This is a genomic window from Aeromonas sp. CA23, from assembly GCF_002587065.1.
GTDB lineage: Bacteria > Pseudomonadota > Gammaproteobacteria > Enterobacterales > Aeromonadaceae > Aeromonas > Aeromonas bestiarum.
Genome location: NZ_CP023818.1, coordinates 3,646,788 through 3,666,063, shown reverse-complemented (window position 1 = coordinate 3,666,063; position 19,276 = coordinate 3,646,788). Strand labels below are relative to the sequence as shown.

The following is a 19,276-nucleotide window of genomic DNA, read 5'->3' as shown; positions in this document are numbered from 1 at the left end:
GTCGCTCCTGCCATAAACCAAGATCCCCATGCCGGACAGGGTCTGGTAACAGGTTCGGTATTCGGCAAACAGGAGAGTGACATGATGAAACGTGCGATTGTGATAGGGGTAGCGGGCTTGTTGCTCGGCGCGTGCAGCTCCGTGCCCAAGGAACTGGCCTATGAGCCGGAAAGCCAGCTGGTGGCGTATCAGCCAGCCCTGGCTGGTCAGGAAGGCAAGCCGGCGCGCTGGAGCGGAGTCATCTCGGCGGTGCACAATTTGACGGAAAAGAGTGTCATCGAAATGGTTTATCTGCCGCTCAAACCCAACGGCGTGCCGGAGCAGACCGAGCAGAGCCCGGGTCGGTTCTTCGCTGTCATGAAGGGCTTCGTCGATCCGACCCTGTACGCCAAGGGGCGCAGCCTGACGGTGCTCGGCACTATCGGCAAGCCGGTGGATGGCCAGATTGGCCAGCACAAGTATCGCTTCTCCGTGCTCGATGTCAGCTCCAGCAAGCTGTGGCCGCCGGTGAAGGAGGTGGAGATCCGCTACATGGACCCTTACTTCTACGACCCCTTCTATGATCCCTTCTGGCCGAGACGGCCGCTGCGTCGCTAAGGTTGCTCATGACACTCATCATGCAGGAGAAAATGGTCACCCTGACCGATGGTCGTCGGGTGGCCTTGCTTGACAACGAGCAGCAGGGCAAGCCGCTGCTGATCGCCTTGCACGGCTGGCTCGACAACGGCGCCAGCTTTCTGCCTCTGTCCCCCTATCTGGCTGATTTTCATCTGATCTGCGTCGATCTGCCGGGCCATGGCCACTCGGATCACAAAACCACCCCCTATGTCTTTGTCGACTGGCTGGACGATCTCTACCAGATCGTTCAGGCGGCAGGCTGGCCGCGTTTCAGCCTGCTCGGTCACTCCCTCGGGGCACTGATCGCCTCCGCCTATGCCGGTGTCTTTCCCGAGCAGGTGGAGCGGCTCATCATGCTGGAGGGGCTGGGCCCCTTGAGCCAGCCCGATGAGGAGGTGCCGGCCCAGCTGCGGCGGGCGATGTTAAATCGCAGCCGCACCCGTGAGCGGGTCTCCAATGGTTTTGCCTCCATCGAGGAAGCGGCAATGGCCCGTTGCAAGGTGGCGGACATTGCCCCGAACGCGGCGCGGCTTATCTGTGAGCGACAACTGGTGGAGCGGGCAGGGCGCTGGCATTGGCGCAGCGATCCCAGATTGCGGGATCTGTCGCCACTGCGCATGAGCGAAGGCCAGGCCCAGGCGTTGATCCGGGCCATCCGCTGCCCTGTGCTGTTTATCCGGGGCGAGCAGGGCTTTGCCAGCCTGCTGGCGCAGTGGAAGTTGCGTCATGGCGAATTCGAGCGAATAGAAATGGTCGTTTTAGCGGGAAACCATCATTTTCATATGGAAAATTCGGTCGATACCGCCGTTTGTATCGAAAAATTTTGTCAAATTCGGTAGAATCACCGGCTTTCAATAATTCCAGGTTTGTCTTCTCCCTCACACTTTTCCGTTGTTAATTTGCTGTTAATTGATGTTGCCCTATGTAAATATGTGCGGCATTAGAGCATGAGCTTAAAACAACCGATTTAAATGGATGTGAACAGGGACGGAGGCAACACAGTGAGCGCACAGGTGCTAGTTATGCAGGAGAAGTTCGTGGAAAAAGTCTGGCTGAAGCGTTATCCGGAAGGGGTCCCCGCCGAGATCAACCCAGACCAATACAGCTCCCTGGTCGACATGTTTGAGGCATCGGTGACCGAGTTCGCCGATCAACCTGCCTTCGTCAACATGGGGCAGACCATCACCTACCGCCGACTGGAAGAGCAGTCCCGCGCCTTTGCCGCCTACCTGCAAAACGAGCTCAAGCTCAGCCAGGGGGATAGGGTGGCCGTGATGATGCCGAACCTGTTGCAATACCCCATCGCCGTGTTCGGCATACTGCGCGCCGGCATGATAGTGGTGAACGTCAACCCGCTCTATACCCCGCGCGAGCTGGAGCATCAGCTCAAGGACTCGGGCGCCAAGGCCATCGTCATCGTCTCCAACTTTGCCCATACCCTGGAGAAAGTGGTTTACGACACCCCGATCAAGCATGTCATCCTGACCCGCATGGGCGACAACCTGGGGCTGGCCAAGGGCACGCTGGTCAACTTCGTGGTGAAATACGTCAAGAAGCTGGTGCCAAAATACAACCTGCCCCACGCCAGCACCATGCGTCAGGCCCTCTCCAAGGGGCGCTACCTGCAGTACATCAAGCCTGAGATCACCAACGACGATCTCGCCTTCCTGCAGTACACAGGCGGCACCACAGGCCTCTCCAAGGGGGCCATGCTGACCCATCGCAACATGATCGCCAACGTCGAGCAGTGCCTCGGCGTCTACGGCCCCATGCTGGAGCGGGGCAAGGAGTTCGTGGTCACGGCACTGCCGCTCTACCACGTCTTCGCCCTGACCGTGAACTGCCTGTTGTTCATGCGTATGGGGGGATACAACCTGCTCATCAGCAACCCGCGCGACATCCCGGGCTTCGTCAAAGAGATCAGAAAATACCCCTTCACCTGCATCACAGGGGTCAACACCCTGTTCAATGCCCTGGTCAACAACGGCGAATTCCAGTCGATGGATTTCAGCAAGCTGAAGCTGACCATAGGGGGGGCATGGCGGTGCAACGGGCGGTCGCCGAACAGTGGAAGGGACTGACCGATACCCCGCTGCTGGAAGGTTATGGTCTGACTGAGTGTTCACCGCTGGTGAGCGTCTGCCCCTACGATCTGCTCGACTACAACGGCTCCATCGGTCTGCCGGTCTGCTCCACCGACATCCGGCTGGTGGATGATGCCGGTCAGGTGATCACCGAGTTTGGCAAGCCCGGCGAGATGCAGGTGCGCGGCCCCCAGGTGATGGTGGGTTACTGGCAGCGTCCAGAGGCTACTGCCGAGGTGATGCAGGATGGTTGGCTCTGTACCGGCGACATCGCCGTGTGCGACGAGCAGGGCTTCTTCAAGATCGTCGATCGCAAGAAGGACATGATCCTGGTCTCGGGTTTCAACGTCTATCCGAACGAGATCGAGGACGTGGTGGCGCTTCACCCCAAGGTGCTGGAAGTGGCGGCGGTCGGTGTGCCGCACAAGGTTTCCGGCGAGCTGGTGAAGATCTTCGTGGTCAAGAAAGATGCAAAACTGCAGGAGGACGAGATTATTGCCCACTGCCGCACACATCTGACTGCCTATAAGGTGCCGAAACTGGTAGAATTTCGCGACGAACTTCCCAAGACCAATGTGGGCAAGATCCTGCGCCGCGTGCTGCGCGACGAGGAAATTGCCAAGCAATAGCGGGCGATGCGCCGCTGTCATGCAAAACCGTGGGTCATGCCACGGTTTTTTCTTTTGGCCCTGATCAACGCGCAGGCAAAGATGCACTATCAACTCATTTCACAGCAAGCCGAACTGGAACAGTATCTCGCTTCCCTGGCCGACGTTCCCCTGGCCATAGATACTGAATTCGTCCGCACCCGCACCTATTACCCCCAACTGGGCCTGTTCCAGATCTATGATGGCGAGCATCTGGCCCTGCTGGATCCTCTGGCCCTGGATCTCACCCCTCTCTGGCAACGGCTTGGCCGGGCAGGGCAGATCGCCATATTGCACGCCTCCGGCGAAGATCTGGAGCTGATCCAGCACGAGGCTGGCCATCTGCCCAATCAGATGCACGATACCCAGCTGGCGACTGCCTTTCTGGGGCACGGCGTCTCGGTGGGCTTCGGCGCTCTGGTCAAGGAGTTCCTCGGGGTGGAGTTGGAGAAGGATCAGGCCCGTACCGACTGGCTGGCCCGTCCGCTCACCGACCGTCAGCTCGAATACGCGGCGGCCGATGTGTTCTACCTGATGCCGCTCTACGAGAAGGTGATGGCCCGGCTGCATGAGAGCGGCAAGTTTGCCTGGTTCGAGCAGGAGTGTCAGAACCACTCGGCCCGCAAAACCCAGAGCAGCGATCCCCGTCAGGCCTATCTTGAGATAATCAATGCCTGGCAACTGGGGCGCCGTGAACTGGCCATACTGCGCGAGCTGGCCGCCTGGCGCCAGCAAGAGGCGGTACGGCGGGATCTGGCCCTCAACTTCGTGGTCAAGGAGCTGCACCTGTTCAAGGTGGCGGAGCGCAAACCCACGTCGCTGCGCGATCTCAACGAGCTGGGGCTGGCTCCCATCGAGATCAAGATCCACGGCAAGCGGATGCTGGACATAGTCGCGACGGCCCAGCAGAGCGACCCTGCGAGCTGGCCCGAGCCCATTCGCCGGCTGGTGGACTATCCCCAGTACAAGGCCGAGCTCAAGCGCATCAAGGGGATGGTGGAAGAGAAGGCCAAGGCCAGCAACATTCCGCCGGAACTGGTGGCGAGCAAGAAGATCATTCACCAGTACTTCACCTGGAGCTGGCGCATGAGCGATGAAGAGCGCGCTCGTGCCGACAAGCCCATGCTGCTGCAAGGGTGGCGTCATGAGCTGGTGGGTCACCTGCTGGCACAATAAGCTATACAGTCAACAATGGGCCCGATGGGCCCATTTTTTATCTGTTTCACTATGCCTCACTGCAGCGGGTAGCGGTAGCGTGCGAGGATCTGCCCATATTCCGGGCTCTGCAGCAGCGCCCGGATGGCCTCGTCGAGCCGTTGCAACTGCTGGGGCGTGGTGGTGCGGCGGCTCAACATCAGATGGACCGGGGTCTGCTGGATAGTGAGCAGTGTGGCCAGCTCATCGAGTGGCATGCCAACGAGGCTCAGCTCCTGCAGCCCCATGGGATCCATGACCACACCCTGGATGCGGCCTGCCAGCAGCAATTTCACCAGCTGATCCAGCCGCAGCCTGACGAGCAGGCGATCCTTCAGCTGGGGAGATTGCATGAAGGCACGAAAATCCACGCCATAGTCAAAGTCGCGCAGCATGCCTATGGTGAATTCGGTGCGAGGCAGCAGATCGGAGAGCTGGGCTATCCCCTGCCAGCGTGGCGCATCCTGGCGCCGGATGAGCAGCACAGTCTCTTCATTGCGATAGGGAATGGAAAAGCGGGCGAACTGTTCACGCTGGGCGGTTTGACTGGCGGACATGGCCAACTGTATGGAGCCGAACTCCAGCTCGCGCAGCACGCGGGCCCAGGGCATCTCGCTGTAACTGGCGTCAAAACCGGCCCGGCTGAAGATGGCCTCCAGCAAGTCGATGTCCAGCCCCTGCAACTGCTGCTGTTCATCGCGAAAGCTGAACGGATGCCAGCTTGACCAGCCCACGACCAGTGACTCCTGTGCCCAGGCGGTGCAGCACAGACACCATAACAACAAGACTCTGTACACGGATCTGTCCCTGTTCAGCGTGGTTGTTGTTGATTATTGGATAGAAACGGCAGGCTGACCAGCCCGGAAGCGAGGATGCACGAATGTGCATCCCTCAGAGTTCGTGGGCGTGGAATCCCTTGCGATAGCGGGCTTCGCAGCGCGGGCAGCGTTGCAGGGTCGGATCCTGTTCGAGCTGCTCGATGGCAAGCGGCTCTTCGCAATCGGAACAGAGGCCATAGAGACCCAGATCCATTTGACAGAGGGCGGCATCGATCCGCTTGAGGCTGGCCACGCTCTGCTCCACCTTGGGCAAGTCGAGGCGACTGGTCAGATCCACCAGCTGATCCCGTTCGCAGTGATCCACTTTTTCCGCCCACTCGTCACGCCGACAGGCTTTGAGCTGACCGATCAACTCTTCTCTTACTTGCGCCCAGTCAGTCAGCAGGCGATCACGCCACACGGCCAACCGAGCTTGCGTCATTTCACACACACTAGCCCCCAACAGACGAATTACAAATCCAGGGCAGTATAGGGAGACGACAGGATTATCAAGATGATATGCGTCAAGTAAAGGACGGTTAGATCACAGTTTTCGAGGCTTGCAGCAAGGCCTCTCGGATGGGATCCGTCTCTTTGTGCAGCCGGATGTCGCGAAACAGCAGGTCGGCTTGCGGGTATTCCCGCTTCAGGTAGCTGAACCACTGCTTGATGCGGCTGGGGTAGTAGTCCGCCTTCTCGCTGGCCAGATCCTGCTCCGTGTAGTTCACCATCAGCTGCAACACCTGGGCCCAGCGCATGTGGGCGCAGCCCGTCTTCATCACGTTGGCCAGGTTGGGCAGGGAGATGGCGCCGCGCCCGACCATGAGGGCATCACAGCCGGAGACGCTGGCACAGGTCAGCGCATCCTGATGATCCCAGATCTCGCCGTTGGCGGTGACCGGGATGGGCAGGGCGCGGCGGATGGCGTCCACATACTCCCAGTGGGCCGGGGCCTTGTAGCCTTCGCGCTTGGTGCGGGCATGCACCGCCAGCTCGTTGGCCCCCGCCTGATAGACGGCCTGGGCGTTCTCCAGGTAGAGATCCTTGTCATCGTATCCGAGGCGGATCTTGGCGCTGACCGGCAGGTGGGCAGGCACCGCCTCCCGTACCGCCTTGACGATGCGGTAGATGGTGTCGGGCTCTTTGAGCAAGACGGCGCCGCCCTTGCTCTTGTTCACCGTGGGGGCAGGGCAGCCGAAGTTGAGATCGACTCCGGGGGAGCCTAGTTCAATGGCGCGCACCGCGTTCTCGGCCAGCCATTCGGGGTGTTGCCCCAGCAGTTGCACCCGTACCGGGGTGCCGGCGCGGGTCTTGCCGCCCTGCTTGAGTTCGGGGCAGAGGCGATAAAACACCTTGGCAGGCAGCAGCTGATCGACCACGCGGATAAATTCGCTGACGCAGAGGTCGTAGTCGTTGACGGAGGTAAGTACCTCCCGCATCAGGTGATCCAGCACCCCCTGCATGGGGGCCAAAATAACGCGCATAGCTGCTTCCGAAGACAAGGGGAGAAAAAAGAGCGCAGATTGTAGTGGCAATGGCCGGTCTTGTCAGCCGTCAGCCCACTCGTTGAGCCTAATCAGCCGCCGCTCGCGGGACTGGGCTGTCAGCTTTCGGGTCAACTCTGTTAGGCTAAGCAGAGCTGGATGGAAGAGGAGTGGCCATGAAACGTTGGTGTCTGATGGGATTGGGCTGGTTGGCATTCGTCACCGGCATCATAGGAATCGTGTTGCCGCTGTTGCCGACCACCCCCTTCATGTTGTTGGCGGCGGCGCTGTTTGCCCGCTCGTCCCCCCGTTTTCACCGCTGGCTGCTGGCTCACCCCTGGTTTGGTCCCCCCATCGCCGATTGGCAGCAGTATCGCGGCATTCGCCGCCACGCCCGGCGCCGGGCCATCATCTTCATCCTGATCTCCTTCTCGGTGTCGCTGGCGGTGGTGCCCCTGCTGTGGATCAGGCTGCTGCTCATTGCCATAATGGTGATCCTGCTCACCTGGTTAATGCGTCTGCCGGTACTGGAGCCAGTTGCAATGGCGAAGTGAAGTCCCTAAGCTATTGCGGCAATAATGCTATGGAGTCGGCCTGTCATTTTGCGTGACGGGCCTTTTTATTTCCCGCTGGCGGGAATCGAGAAATACGGCCACGCCTGGGCTCAAAAAATAAGCGGTCAAACAATGAATCCGGATACCCTGAAATTTATCGAAGCGAGCATCAAGACCATCCCCGACTATCCGAAGCCGGGCATTCTGTTTCGTGACATCACCAGCCTGATAGAGAACGCGGAGGCCTTCAAGGCCACCATCGATCTGCTGGCTGAGCATTATCGTGATCAAGGGATCACCAAGATCGTCGGCACCGAGGCCCGAGGCTTCATCTTTGGTGCGCCGGTCGCCTTCGCCATGGGCCTGGGGTTTGTGCCTGTGCGCAAGCCGGGCAAGTTGCCCCGCGACGTGATCGAGGAGTCCTATGCCCTCGAATACGGTACCGACACCCTGCAACTGCACACAGATGCCATAGTGCCGGGTGACAAGGTGCTGGTCGTCGATGATCTGCTGGCCACCGGCGGCACCGTCGATGCGACCGTCAAGCTCATCCGCCGTGCCGGTGGTGATGTGGCCGATGCGGCCTTCATCATCTCCCTGCCATCTCTGGGCGGCGATGCCCGCCTGACGGCGGCCGGCATCAAGGTCGTCTCACTGGTCGAACTGGCCGGCGAGTAATCCCCCAGGATGCAACGCAGGCCTCGTCAGCCTGTTGCGTGTCCCGAAACCGGTGCCCATCCGGGCATCGGTTTGAAATTCAAGCGATCCCTCCCGACCTCGCCGATAGCCGATACAGCCCGCCTGGCATTTGTGTTAGCATTCTGCCTCAATGCCTTGTCATCCCTGCATCGAGACTTATGAGCTATCAGGTTCTGGCGCGTAAATGGCGCCCCCATACGTTTGAACAAGTGGTAGGCCAGCACCATGTGCTGACCGCCTTGACCAACGCCCTGGATCAGGGACGGCTGCATCACGCCTATCTGCTGAGCGGTACCCGTGGGGTTGGCAAGACCACCATAGCCCGCATTCTGGCCAAGAGTCTCAATTGTGAGCAGGGGATCAGCAGCCATCCGTGCGGTGTGTGCGATACCTGTCGCGAGATCGATCAGGGTAACTTTGTCGATCTGCTGGAGATCGATGCGGCGTCCCGCACCAAGGTGGAAGACACCCGCGAGCTGCTCGACAACGTGCAGTACCGGCCGGCCCGTGGCCGCTTCAAGGTCTACCTCATCGATGAGGTACACATGTTGTCGCGCCACAGCTTCAACGCCCTGCTCAAAACCCTGGAAGAGCCGCCCCCCTATGTGAAGTTCCTGCTGGCCACCACGGATCCGCAGAAGCTGCCCATTACCATCCTTTCCCGCTGCCTGCAGTTCCATCTGAAGAGTCTGGATCAGACCCAGATCGCCAAGCAGCTGGAGTGGGTGCTGGATCAGGAGGGGCAACCGTTCGAACCGCGCGCCCTGCAGGCCCTGGCCAAATCGGCCGACGGCAGCATGCGCGATGCCCTGAGCCTGACCGATCAGGCGCTGGCTCACGGTAATGGCAGCGTACGCCTCGAGAGCGTGCTGGCCATGCTGGGGACGCTGGATCATCGCCACCTTCACCAGTTGCTGGAGGCCATCCTGCGCCAGGATGCCCCGGCGACCATGGCCAAGATCACCGAGATTGCGACCTTGGGTCCCGATTTTGATCAGCTGCACGCCGAGCTGGAAGGGCTGCTCCATCGCATCGCCATGGCCCAGCTGCTGCCCGCCACCGTACAGGAGCAGGGGGCCGATGCCGATGCCCTGTTGCAGCTGGCCCAGGCCATGAGCCCGGAAGAGGTGCAGCTCTGCTACCAGATAGTGCTGGGAGGGCGCAAGGATCTGCCCTGGGCGCCCGATGGCCGCACCGCGCTCGAGATGACTTGCCTGCGCATGCTGGCCTTCTCCCCGCGCCGTGAGGCCGTACATCCGGCCAACCTTGCCGCTTTGCCGCCCGGGCTTACCGTGGCAGGAAGGACCGCACCGGCCCCGCTGGGAAAGCCACAGGGGGTTGAGCCAGCCCCCGCTTCGGCCACAGCGACTGTGGCCCAACCGGCTGTATCTGGTGATGCTCCGCCCCCCACGTCGGGGGAGCACACCCTTGTGCAGGCCGAGCCTGTCATCCCCTCTGCTGCGGATGAGCAAGAGAGCGCCAGCGACGCGCTGAGTGCGCCGCTGTTTGCCGAGCAGGACGAGTTGCTGCGTGAGGCGCAGCAGATGGGCTATGAGGGATCCGCTGGCGCGAGTGAGCCAATGGCCTCCGTCAGCGAGAATGACCCTGCGATGCAGGATGTCTCATTGGCAGCACCGCCATCCTCCGAGCCTCATATGGAGGCGGCTCCCGTTGCCGAGCCGGAAGCTGCGCCCTCAGCCGCGTCCAGCATGCAGAGCCTGCTGGGCAAGCGCAATTTGCTGCGCAGCCGCCTGCGTGGTGAGCCAGGAGCCACTGCCGTTGCATCTGCACCTCCTCGCGATGCGCCCACCCGGTCGGTGGCGGCCCCCGAGGCCGGCCCGATCGCGCCGCCCGCATCCACCGCTTGGCAAGCCGCCGCCGTGGCGCCGGCCCAGCATTCAGCGGTAGCGGGTTATGAGGATCTGCCGCCGCTCGATGCCTATGACGACAGTGGCAGCGACTACGAAGAGTATCTGAGCCAGGGCTTTAGCGATGCCGCTGCCAGTGCGCCCATGCCGAACCGGGTGCCGGCGGCCAGCGCCGGGCCTGCCTATGGTCAGGCTGCCCCGGCTCAGGCTCCCGCCAGAGTGAGTCCCAACCCGGACGATCTGCCGCCCTGGGATCTGGACGGTACGCCGGCCGCGAGGGCGCAGGTAGCGCCTGCCGTGCCCAGCACCAGCGCCGCTCCCGCGACGCCCCGGGTTGCTGCCGCCAGCGAACCACAGCCGGCGGCGGCCTCCGTGATGGAGACCATCGACTGGGATGAACTGGAGAGCGACAGCCAACCCGAGGAGGGGGAAGAGGTCGCCAGACTGATCCCGTCCTCCTTGCTGGTCAACTGCGGCGATCCCTGGGCCGAGTTGATTGCCCGCACCGGGGTCGGTGGCCGGCTGCGTCAGCTGGCGATCAACTCCGTCATGCGCCAGCAGGGAGACACTGTGCTGCTGACCCTCAAGCCCGAGCAGCGCCACCTCATCAGCGATCGGGCCCGCGCCGATCTGGCCGAGATCATAGGCCCCGAGCTGGGTCAGGCCGTGCAGGTGGAGGTGACCCTGGGCCTGGTGTCCGAGCAGGAGACGCCGCTGGAGATAGAGCATCGCCTCTATCTGGGCGTGCGCGAGCAGGTAAGCCGGGATCTGGAGCAGGATCCCAACGTGCAGTTTTTAGTTCAGCGATTCGGCGCCGTGCTCCACCACGAGAGCATAGAACCGCTCAGCAATTGAATTCGATGCTTAATACCCATGCCGGGCCTTGTGCCCGGTTGAAAAGCGGTTTGCTTGTCCCCATCTAGGACAGACAAGCCCACAGCCCGGCGCTGGATGCCGGATTTCAAGACGAGAGACGACATATGTTTGGTAAAGGTGGAATGGGGAACCTGATGAAGCAGGCCCAACAGATGCAAGAGCGCATGCAGAAGATGCAAGAGCAGCTTGCCCAGATGGAAGTGGTCGGCGAAGCCGGTGCTGGCATGGTCAAGGTCACCATGGCCGGCAGCCACAGCGTGCGTCGCATCGAGATCGACCCGAGCCTGATGGAAGATGACAAAGAGATGATCGAAGATCTGGTCGCTGCCGCCGTCAACGATGCCGTTCGTCGTGTGGAAGAGCAGAACAAGACCAAGATGGGCGAACTGACCGGTGGCATGCAACTGCCCCCGGGCATGAAGCTGCCCTTCTAAGGATGTCAATCCAATGCTTCGACAGGGGCGCGGGCTAAGGGCCAGAGCGGTCTGATGTTCCCGCGATGTGGCGCAGGGTGGGTGTTTCATACCTTCCCCATCTGGCATGGCAAGCCCCATCAAGCATGACCAGAACGCAGTTGATGCAGGCACTCTGTATCAGCTGCGTTTTTTTATGCGTGCGTGCCAATCCAGCCCCTGTTGTGGCGGGTCCATGGCTGCTGTGCACAAGTCAGGAAGGCGCCCTCGGGCGCCTTCCTGACTTGTGCACGCGCTTGCGCTTCATCACCAGCGTTGCCACCTCGCTTAACTCAGCCAGCCTGCCGCCATGGCCAGCTTGCCGCAGAGTGCGGCCAGCACTATGCCGAGCAGGGTGCGCAGGAACCAGATCACCACCAGCTGGCTCACGCTCACCGGGATCCTGGTGGCCAGGATGCAGGGAATGGAGGCGGAGAAGAAGAGGACAGAGCTGACCGACACCACGGCGGTGACATAGCGCACCAGCAGATCCGCGTCCTTGAGCAGGATGGCGGGCAGGAACATCTCCGCCAAGCCGGCCGAGAGCGATCTGGCGGTCTCCAGTGGCTCGCCCAGATCAAGCAACCAGGTCAGGGGCCAGAGCAGCCAGCCCAGCAGATCGAACAAGGGGGTGTGCTGTGCCAGCAGCAGGCCGAGCAGGCCGACCGACAATATGGTGGGCACCACGGCGGCCGCCATGCTGAGGCCATCTTTGAGGTTGTCCTGCAACTGGCGCAGCACTGGGTCCGCCTGACGGGATTGAGCCAGCCCGGATGCCAGTGCGGCTTGCCAGCGGCGCATGCCGGCTGGCAGTGGCTCATCGGTCTCTCCGTGATGGGCCATGTTGGAGATGGGGGGCACGCGCGCCAGAATGGCGGTGATGACAAAGGTGATCACCAGGGTGGACCAGAAATAGAAGTTCCAGTGTTCCATCAGGTTGAGGGTCTTGGCCACAATGATCATGAAGGCGGCCGACACGGTGGAAAACCCGGTGGCTATGATGACGGCTTCCCGCACCGTGTATTTGCCCGCGAGGAAGACCCGGTTGGTGATGAGCAGACCAACCGAATAGCTGCCGACGAACGAGGCCACCGCATCGATGGCGGAGTGTCCCGGTGTGCGCCATAGCGGGCGCATCACGGGCTGCATCAGTACCCCGATCAGTTCCAGCAGGCCGAAGCCGAGCAGGAAGGTGAGGGCCATGGCACCTATGGGTACTATGAGGCCGACCGACATGGCCAGCTTGTCGAACAGAAAGGGCAGGCGATCCGGGGTCATCAGCCAGGCCGGTCCCAGCTCGGCGACATGCATCACTGCCAGCCCAAGACCGAGCAGCTTGAACAGGCTCAGGAGCCGGTCGATGGGACGCGCGCGCCAGCGGCCATCCAGCAGCGGAGTCACGGCCCCATAAGCGATCAGCAGCAGGATCAATCCCACCGCCAATGGCCGCTGTGCCATCAGCAAGCCAGCCAGATGATCCACCAGTATGGTGCTGCGTCCCGCCAGCTCGAACGGGATGAAAAAGATGGCGATGCCAAGCAGGCTGGTCAGCAACAGCTTGATGCCGGCACCTGATTTTGTGGGGGCTATGAGTACATTGTCCTGTTCCATACTTCCATTTCTCCTTGGGGTGTGACACCTGCCCGACATCTGACTGAGCTAATTGTATATACAATATCGTTGCTGGCTCATAAATTAAACACAAAATTAACCAACGTGAAACATTGGCACTTTGAGTCCGGCGTGAGAGGGCGAGCGGATGGCCACGTCGATGGCGAGCTGGGTGCAGGGGAGGCAAAGGGTGGCGGGTGGGATAGCCAGCCTGGCTGGGCAGATGGGCAGCAAAGGGGAGGCTCGCGCTCAGACAAGATGTGGCGCTGTCGTGCGGGCATCGCCAGACCAAGAATAACTAGGCCAGGGGAGGCAGGGGGCGGGAGCTTTATTGGAACCGGGCCGGTCGTCGGGGCCAAAGGGGAAAAATGCGAGGTTTGTCGTGGGATACTGATCTCGCCGTGACGGGAACCCTGATGATGATAAAAAGATCTATAGCGACAAAAATCATATAAAACATTAACTTGGATTTAAGATTTTCGCTTTCGAAGACGCTTATGTCGTTTCATCATTACTATTTATGGATCAGTTATAAAACCTTTGTTCATTTGACTACTTTTCGGGTTTCTCATTGCAGAGTAAGATGCCACTTCAATAAAAATAAGAATTAGGAGTTCGGGTGTGAAGGCATTAGTAAAGGAAAGGGTATCGCCCTATATAAGCCAGTTATATGAGTGCGGTATTAATGATTCTGACATTAAGTTGGTAGTGGATCAGTTCCGCTCCGACGTGTCGGGCAGCTCGTCGCTGTTCCTGTTGCGCGATGATGACAAGAGCGACGGCATCAAGCTCTTCGCGAGCGGCTTGACCGAGGCCCAGCAGCAGTTCTACGTCCAGCACCATCGCCAGGATGTGTGGTTCAATCACTATCTGGACAAGGGCTGCCAGGGGATCGTCAGCGCCAACACGCTGTCCAACTCGGCGGGTCTGCTGGCCAGCTTCGGCGCCCAGTTCGCGGCCGGTGGTGTCTGCCGGGTGAAGGGGCGGGGGCTTAGCAGCCTGTGCACCTATCGCGGTGCCAGCCAGGATGACTTCAGCGCTCAGGATATCTCCTCGCTGACGGAGGTTTATTCTGGTCTTGCGGCCTGGAGCCAACATTATTGGAACCTGCTGGCCCTGGAAACCCAGAACTATCAGCTGCAACAGCTGGTAAAAAACCACAATAAACCCAGCGCCATCGTGGATGACAAAGGGCATATTCATTATTCCAACGTGGCCTTCAATCGTATTGCCGACGAGAACGTGGAGTTGCGGTCAGGCAATGGTATTTTCTCGCTGCAAAATAAGGAGCAGCAACGCCAGTTCAAAGAGATATTGAATGGCTTTGCCTATCTGCTGCCCGGTGCCAGCGCTTATATGTCCATTCCCCGTCAGCCCAATCTGCGGCCGTTGCTGATCCAGTGCACCCTGATGAGTGGTCTCAACCGCTTCGAACGCTATGTGGAAGTGGTGTTGCGAGATCCCGAACACTCCTTCAACCCGGACATCGAAGCGCTGGCCAGTCTCTATCCGCTCACCATAGGCGAGAAGGAGCTGCTGGTGCTGATGAGCAAGGGTTACAGCAGCAACGACATCGCCGAGTTGCGCGGTGTCAAGGTGGAAACCGTCCGCTCGACCCTCAAGGGGGTGTTCAAGAAGACCGACTGCCACAGCCAGAACGAGCTGCTGCTGTTGCTGCAATCCATCTCCTGATCCGGTGCGAGCTATGCTTGGAGTGAGCCGGACATAGTGCCCGGCTCGCGCCTCCCGGCCGGGAGGCAGGTTGGGGGAATGCACGATGGAATCACTCAAGGCAAAGGATTACATGCAGACTCGGCCCATCACCTTCAGCGCGGAGATGATGGTGCAGGCGGCGGTGGAAAAATTTCTCAACAGTCGCCAGCTTGGCGGCCCCGTAGTGGATGGGCGGGGTCACTTGGTTGGCTGGGTCTCCGAGCAGGACTGCATCGCCGTCATGTTGAAAGAGGCCTATCACTGTGAACAGGTGGCCCAGGTACGAGACGTGATGCGCAAGGAGGTGCTGGCCGTCGGCCCTGATACCAGTATCCTGGAGTTGGCCGAGATGATGATGGGGCAAAAACCCAAGATTTATCCGGTGGTGGAAGAGGGACATCTGCTCGGGGTCATCAGTCGCCACGACGTGATGCAGGCTATCCACGCCCAGCTGGGAACCTGCTTCGTGCGCAAGGCGCGGGCCTGAGCCCGCTTGATGGGGCACTGTTGTCATCCCAAGAGCAGGCATCTGGCCTGCTCTTTCTTATGCTTATGGTGATGGTGAGTGCCGCCTACCCGGGTAACGCCTCTTTCATCGCCCTTGCGGCTGCTTTAAGGCTTGCACCCTCCTGCCTCGCTCTTTAGGATCTCTCCAAGCTATCGATATGGCCCTATTGCCGGGCACTCTTTTAAGGAATTCGTACCTTGTCTCTCTCTATCGAGGCGCTGCGCCGCCGTCTCCCTGCCTGCATGAATCTCGACGCCCGCCGTCTCTCCAGCCGTCTGCACGGAGCCAAGAAGCTGCCCGAGGGCAAACAGGCTGCCGTACTCGAGACCATCGCCGCCGATCTGGATGCGGCACAGGCGCGCTACCAATCCCGTTTGGCGGGCGTACCCAAGGTGACCTATCCGGACAACCTGCCGGTCAGCCAGAAGCAGGCGGAGATCGCCAAAGCCATTGAAGAGCACCAAGTGGTGATCATCGCCGGTGAAACCGGCTCGGGCAAAACCACCCAGATCCCCAAGATTTGTCTGGCGCTCGGGCGCGGGGTGAAGGGCTTCATCGGCCACACCCAGCCGCGTCGTCTGGCGGCCCGCACCGTGGCGGCTCGCATTTCCGAAGAGATGGAGTCCGAGCTCGGTCACTACGTGGGCTACAAGGTGCGCTTTACCGATCAGGTGAGCGAACAGACCCACATCAAGCTGATGACCGACGGTATCCTGCTGGCGGAGATCCAGAACGACCGGATGCTTACCCAGTACGACACCATCATCATCGATGAGGCCCACGAGCGCAGCCTCAACATCGACTTCATTCTGGGCTATCTCAAGCAGCTGTTGCCAAGGCGCCCCGATCTCAAGGTGATCATCACCTCGGCCACCATAGACCCGCAACGCTTCTCCCGCCATTTCAACAAGGCGCCGGTGATCGAGGTCTCTGGCCGCACCTACCCGGTGGAGGTGCGCTACCGTCCGCTCACCAGTGATAAAAGTGAAGGGCTGGAAGAGCGCGACGAGCTGCAGGGGATCTTCGATGCGGTGGAAGAGCTGGCCCGCGAAGGGCTGGGGGATATCCTCATCTTCATGAATGGCGAGCGGGAGATCCGCGATACCGCCGATGCCCTGCGCAAGCTCAACCTGCGCGACACCGAGGTGCTGCCGCTCTACGCCCGCCTCTCCAACGCCGAGCAGAACAAAGTGTTCCAGCAACACGCCGGACGACGCATAGTGCTGGCTACCAACGTGGCGGAGACCTCGCTGACGGTGCCGGGCATTCGCTACGTGATCGATCCGGGTACCGCCCGCATCAGTCGCTACTCCTGGCGCACCAAGGTGCAGCGCCTGCCTATCGAGCCAGTCTCCCAGGCCAGTGCCAACCAGCGCAAGGGGCGTTGCGGCCGGGTGGCGGACGGTATCTGTATCCGCCTCTACTCGGAAGAGGATTTCAACGGCCGTCCGGCCTTTACCGATCCGGAGATCCTGCGCACCAACCTGGCCTCTGTCATCTTGCAGATGCTGGCGCTCGGCCTTGGCAACATGGAGGCCTTCCCCTTCGTCGAGCCGCCGGAATCGCGCCACATCAAGGATGGCCTGAGCCTGCTCAAGGAGCTGGAGGCGGTGCGCGAACTGCCTGCTCGTCACGTCGCTGCCCAGCAAGCCGGCCAGGAGCAGGATCTCGAACCCAAGTTGCAGCTGACCGACACAGGTCGCCAGCTGTCGCGCATTCCCCTTGATCCACGTTTGGCTAAGATGGTGATCACGGCGGCGCAAACCGGCTGCCTGAGCGAGGTCATGGTGATCACCGCCGGCCTCAGCATCCAGGATCCCCGCGAGCGGCCCATGGAGAAGAAGCAGGCCGCCGACGAGCAGCACAGACGGTTTGAAGACAAGGATTCGGACTTCCTCGCCTTCGTCAATCTGTGGAACTACCTGAAGGAGCAGCAGGATGCGCTCGGCAGCAACCCGTTCCGCCGCATGTGCCAGAAGGAGTTTCTCTCCTACCTGCGGGTGCGCGAGTGGCAGGATATCCACTTCCAGCTGCGCCAGACGGTGAAGGAGCTGGGCTTCAAGGCCAACCATGAACCGGCGGATTTCAAGACGGTGCACTGCGCCCTGCTGACCGGCCTCCTGAGCCATATTGGCAACAAGGATCTGGAGAAACCCGAGTTTCTCGGCGCCCGCAACGGCCGCTTCCACCTGTTCCCGGCTTCGGGCCTGTTCAAGAAGCCGCCCAAGTGGGTGATGGCCGCCGAACTGGTGGAGACCTCGCGCCTCTACGCCCGGGTCAACGCCAAGATTGAGCCGGAATGGGTGGAGCCGCTGGCGGCGCACCTCATCAAGCTGCACCACAGCGACCCACACTGGTCGAAGAAAAGTGGCGCCGTCATGGCCAAGGAGAAGGTGACCCTCTATGGCCTGACCCTGGTCAACGAGCGCACCATCAACTTCAGCCGCCTCGATCCGGCCCTGTGTCGCGAGCTGTTTATTCGCCGCGCCCTGGTGGAGGGGGATTTCGAGACCCGTCACCGCTTCTTTGGCGAGAACCGCAAACTGCTCGCCGAGGTGGAGGCGCTGGAGCACAAGTCGCGGCGCCGCGACATCCTGGTGGACGACGAGGACTTGTTCCGCTTCTACGATGCCCGCTTGCCGGAAGACGTCATCTCCGCCCGCCACTTCGACAAGTGGTGGAAGGAGGCGCAAAAGCAGGACCCCGAGCAGCTCAACTTCGAAAAAGAGATGCTGATGAAGGGGGATGCTGCCCACATCAGCGATTTCGACTACCCCAACTTCTGGCAGCAGGGGCGACTCAAGCTCAAGTTGAGCTACCAGTTCGAACCGGGGGAGGCGGCGGACGGCGTCACCCTGCACATTCCGTTGCCGCTGCTCAATCAGGTGGAGGTGAAAGGGTTCGAGTGGCTGATCCCCGGGCTGCGCCATGAGCTGCTGGTGGCCCTCATCAAGTCGATGCCAAAGCCGATGCGCAAGAATTTCGTGCCGGCTCCCAACTACGCCGATGCGCTGCTCGCCAGCCTCAACCCAGAGCAGGGGCCGCTGCTGGACGAGATGGAGCGCCAGCTGCGCCGCATGACAGGCGTCTCCGTGCCCCGCGAATCCTGGGATTGGGCATCTGTGCCCGATCACCTGAAACTCACCTTCCGGGTGGTGGACGACAAGCAGAAGAAAGTGGCGGAAGGGAAAGACCTGGAAGCGCTGAAGGAATCCCTGCGCGGCAAGGTGCAGGAGACGCTCTCCCAGGTGGCGGACGATGACATAGAGCAGTCCGGCCTTACCCTGTGGAGTTTCGGCGAGCTGCCCCAGGAGTACAGCCAGAAGCGCGGCGGCTTCGAGGTGAAGGCCTATCCGGCGCTGGTGGATGAGAAGGACTCTGTCTCCATCCAGCTGGTGGAGAGCCCGGTGGCCCAGCAGCAGCTGATGTGGGCGGGCCAGCGCCGGCTGGTGCTGCTCAACGTGCCATCCCCCATCAAGTACCTGCAGGAGAAGCTGCCCAACAAGGCCAAGCTGGGTCTTTACTTCAACCCCTTTGGCAAGGTGGCTGAGCTGATCGATGACTGCATCGCCTGCGGCTGCGACAAGCTCATCGAGCGCCACGGCGGCCTGGCCTGGGACGAGGCGGGGTTCGAGGCACTCAAGGAGTTCGTGCGCGCCGAGCTCAACGATGCCGTGGTGGAAGTGGCCAGCCAGGTGGAAGCCGTGCTGACCCTGTCTCACGAGATCAAGAAGCGGCTCAAGGGCAAGATGCAGCTCGATACCGCCTTTGCCATGTCCGATATCCAGTTGCAGCTGGGCAACCTCATTCACAAGGGCTTCGTCACCGAGACCGGCTGGCAGCGGCTGCCGGACTTGCTGCGCTACCTGCGCGCCATCGAGCGCAGGATGGAGAAGCTGGCCATCGATCCCAACCGGGATCGGGTCTATATGCTCAAGGTGCAGAGCGTGGAGGCCGATTACAAGGCACTGCTCGCCAAGATCCCCAAATCCCAGCTGATCCCGGCCGAGGTGGCCAATATCCGCTGGATGATAGAGGAGCTGAGGGTCTCCTTCTTCGCCCAGAATCTGGGGACCCCCTATCCGGTGTCAGATAAACGGGTGCTTAACGCCATCGCCCAGTGCTAAGCTGCTATCTGTCTGTTTTAACT

Annotated in this window: 14 protein-coding genes and 1 pseudogene; 11 read left to right on the top strand and 4 right to left on the bottom strand. The window is 60.8% G+C overall.

From position 1 onward, the window contains the following. The first annotated feature begins 81 nt into the window (after positions 1 to 81). The 4 genes and pseudogenes from CK910_RS17035 (at position 82) to rnd (ending at position 4,525) form a co-directional block, all read left to right on the top strand. Complete coding sequence (locus CK910_RS17035; protein WP_098984091.1) at positions 82 to 597, top strand: Slp family lipoprotein; 516 nt, start codon at positions 82 to 84, stop codon at positions 595 to 597. 8 nt (positions 598 to 605) lie between these two features. Next, positions 606 to 1,457 (top strand): alpha/beta fold hydrolase, encoded by an 852-nt coding sequence (locus CK910_RS17030; protein ID WP_172955349.1) that lies wholly within the window; start codon positions 606 to 608, stop codon positions 1,455 to 1,457. Between the two features lie 198 nt (positions 1,458 to 1,655). Then, positions 1,656 to 3,331: pseudogene (gene fadD, locus CK910_RS24605) on the top strand (long-chain-fatty-acid--CoA ligase FadD). Positions 3,332 to 3,412: 81 nt separating this feature from the next. Beyond that, positions 3,413 to 4,525: a ribonuclease D gene (gene rnd / locus CK910_RS17020; RefSeq protein ID WP_172955348.1), complete on the top strand. Its 1,113-nt coding sequence runs from the start codon at positions 3,413 to 3,415 to the stop codon at positions 4,523 to 4,525. A gap of 56 nt (positions 4,526 to 4,581) precedes the next feature. On the opposite strand, the gene CK910_RS17015 is transcribed toward rnd, so the two are convergent. The 3 genes from CK910_RS17015 to dusC all read right to left on the bottom strand — a co-directional run bounded on the left by CK910_RS17015 (position 4,582) and on the right by dusC (position 6,845). Beyond that, complete coding sequence (locus CK910_RS17015) at positions 4,582 to 5,340, bottom strand: substrate-binding periplasmic protein (protein WP_098984089.1); 759 nt, start codon at positions 5,338 to 5,340, stop codon at positions 4,582 to 4,584. A 94-nt stretch (positions 5,341 to 5,434) separates the two neighbouring features. Next, entirely contained in the window at positions 5,435 to 5,803 is a 369-nt protein-coding gene (locus CK910_RS17010) for a TraR/DksA family transcriptional regulator (RefSeq protein WP_043134855.1), read from the bottom strand. A gap of 97 nt (positions 5,804 to 5,900) precedes the next feature. After that, positions 5,901 to 6,845 carry a tRNA dihydrouridine(16) synthase DusC gene (gene dusC / locus CK910_RS17005; protein WP_098984088.1) on the bottom strand — a complete coding sequence of 315 codons (945 nt, stop codon included), beginning with the start codon at positions 6,843 to 6,845 and terminating at the stop codon, positions 5,901 to 5,903. A 176-nt stretch (positions 6,846 to 7,021) separates the two neighbouring features. Here dusC and CK910_RS17000 point away from each other — a divergent pair, with 176 nt between their 5' ends. The 4 genes from CK910_RS17000 to CK910_RS16985 all read left to right on the top strand — a co-directional run bounded on the left by CK910_RS17000 (position 7,022) and on the right by CK910_RS16985 (position 11,276). Then, positions 7,022 to 7,399 (top strand): YbaN family protein, encoded by a 378-nt coding sequence (locus CK910_RS17000; RefSeq protein WP_098984087.1) that lies wholly within the window; start codon positions 7,022 to 7,024, stop codon positions 7,397 to 7,399. 132 nt (positions 7,400 to 7,531) lie between these two features. After that, on the top strand, positions 7,532 to 8,077 hold the full coding sequence (gene apt / locus CK910_RS16995; protein WP_043134853.1) for an adenine phosphoribosyltransferase: 546 nt from the start codon (positions 7,532 to 7,534) through the stop codon (positions 8,075 to 8,077). 179 nt (positions 8,078 to 8,256) lie between these two features. Beyond that, a complete protein-coding gene (dnaX, locus tag CK910_RS16990; protein WP_098984086.1) occupies positions 8,257 to 10,821 on the top strand; it encodes a DNA polymerase III subunit gamma/tau in 2,565 nt (854 codons plus the stop codon). A gap of 125 nt (positions 10,822 to 10,946) precedes the next feature. Next, positions 10,947 to 11,276, top strand: coding sequence for a YbaB/EbfC family nucleoid-associated protein (locus CK910_RS16985; RefSeq protein WP_042037688.1), 330 nt, complete (start codon positions 10,947 to 10,949; stop codon positions 11,274 to 11,276). Positions 11,277 to 11,582: 306 nt separating this feature from the next. Here CK910_RS16985 and CK910_RS16980 read toward each other — a convergent pair whose 3' ends face one another. Beyond that, positions 11,583 to 12,905, bottom strand: a complete 1,323-nt coding sequence (locus CK910_RS16980; protein WP_098984085.1) for a YjiH family protein — start codon at positions 12,903 to 12,905, stop codon at positions 11,583 to 11,585. A gap of 621 nt (positions 12,906 to 13,526) precedes the next feature. Between CK910_RS16980 and CK910_RS16975 the strand changes: the two genes are divergently transcribed. From CK910_RS16975 to hrpA, 3 genes are all read left to right on the top strand, one after another. After that, positions 13,527 to 14,597 (top strand): helix-turn-helix transcriptional regulator, encoded by a 1,071-nt coding sequence (locus tag CK910_RS16975; RefSeq protein WP_098984084.1) that lies wholly within the window; start codon positions 13,527 to 13,529, stop codon positions 14,595 to 14,597. An 85-nt stretch (positions 14,598 to 14,682) separates the two neighbouring features. Then, positions 14,683 to 15,105, top strand: a complete 423-nt coding sequence (locus CK910_RS16970; protein WP_098984083.1) for a CBS domain-containing protein — start codon at positions 14,683 to 14,685, stop codon at positions 15,103 to 15,105. Positions 15,106 to 15,323: 218 nt separating this feature from the next. Next, positions 15,324 to 19,253, top strand: coding sequence for an ATP-dependent RNA helicase HrpA (gene hrpA, locus CK910_RS16965; RefSeq protein WP_098984082.1), 3,930 nt, complete (start codon positions 15,324 to 15,326; stop codon positions 19,251 to 19,253). Positions 19,254 to 19,276 lie beyond the last annotated feature (23 nt).

Excerpts from the sequence above, each read along its gene's own strand:
- CK910_RS17035 (WP_098984091.1), top strand. The coding sequence starts at position 82 with ATGATGAAACGTGCGATTGTGATAGGGGTAGCGGGCTTGTTGCTCGGC.
- CK910_RS17030 (WP_172955349.1), top strand. The coding sequence starts at position 606 with ATGACACTCATCATGCAGGAGAAAATGGTCACCCTGACCGATGGTCGT.
- rnd (WP_172955348.1), top strand. The coding sequence starts at position 3,413 with ATGCACTATCAACTCATTTCACAGCAAGCCGAACTGGAACAGTATCTC.
- CK910_RS17010 (WP_043134855.1), bottom strand. The coding sequence starts at position 5,803 with ATGACGCAAGCTCGGTTGGCCGTGTGGCGTGATCGCCTGCTGACTGAC.
- dusC (WP_098984088.1), bottom strand. The coding sequence starts at position 6,845 with ATGCGCGTTATTTTGGCCCCCATGCAGGGGGTGCTGGATCACCTGATG.
- CK910_RS17000 (WP_098984087.1), top strand. The coding sequence starts at position 7,022 with ATGAAACGTTGGTGTCTGATGGGATTGGGCTGGTTGGCATTCGTCACC.
- apt (WP_043134853.1), top strand. The coding sequence starts at position 7,532 with ATGAATCCGGATACCCTGAAATTTATCGAAGCGAGCATCAAGACCATC.
- dnaX (WP_098984086.1), top strand. The coding sequence starts at position 8,257 with ATGAGCTATCAGGTTCTGGCGCGTAAATGGCGCCCCCATACGTTTGAA.
- CK910_RS16985 (WP_042037688.1), top strand. The coding sequence starts at position 10,947 with ATGTTTGGTAAAGGTGGAATGGGGAACCTGATGAAGCAGGCCCAACAG.
- CK910_RS16980 (WP_098984085.1), bottom strand. The coding sequence starts at position 12,905 with ATGGAACAGGACAATGTACTCATAGCCCCCACAAAATCAGGTGCCGGC.
- CK910_RS16970 (WP_098984083.1), top strand. The coding sequence starts at position 14,683 with ATGGAATCACTCAAGGCAAAGGATTACATGCAGACTCGGCCCATCACC.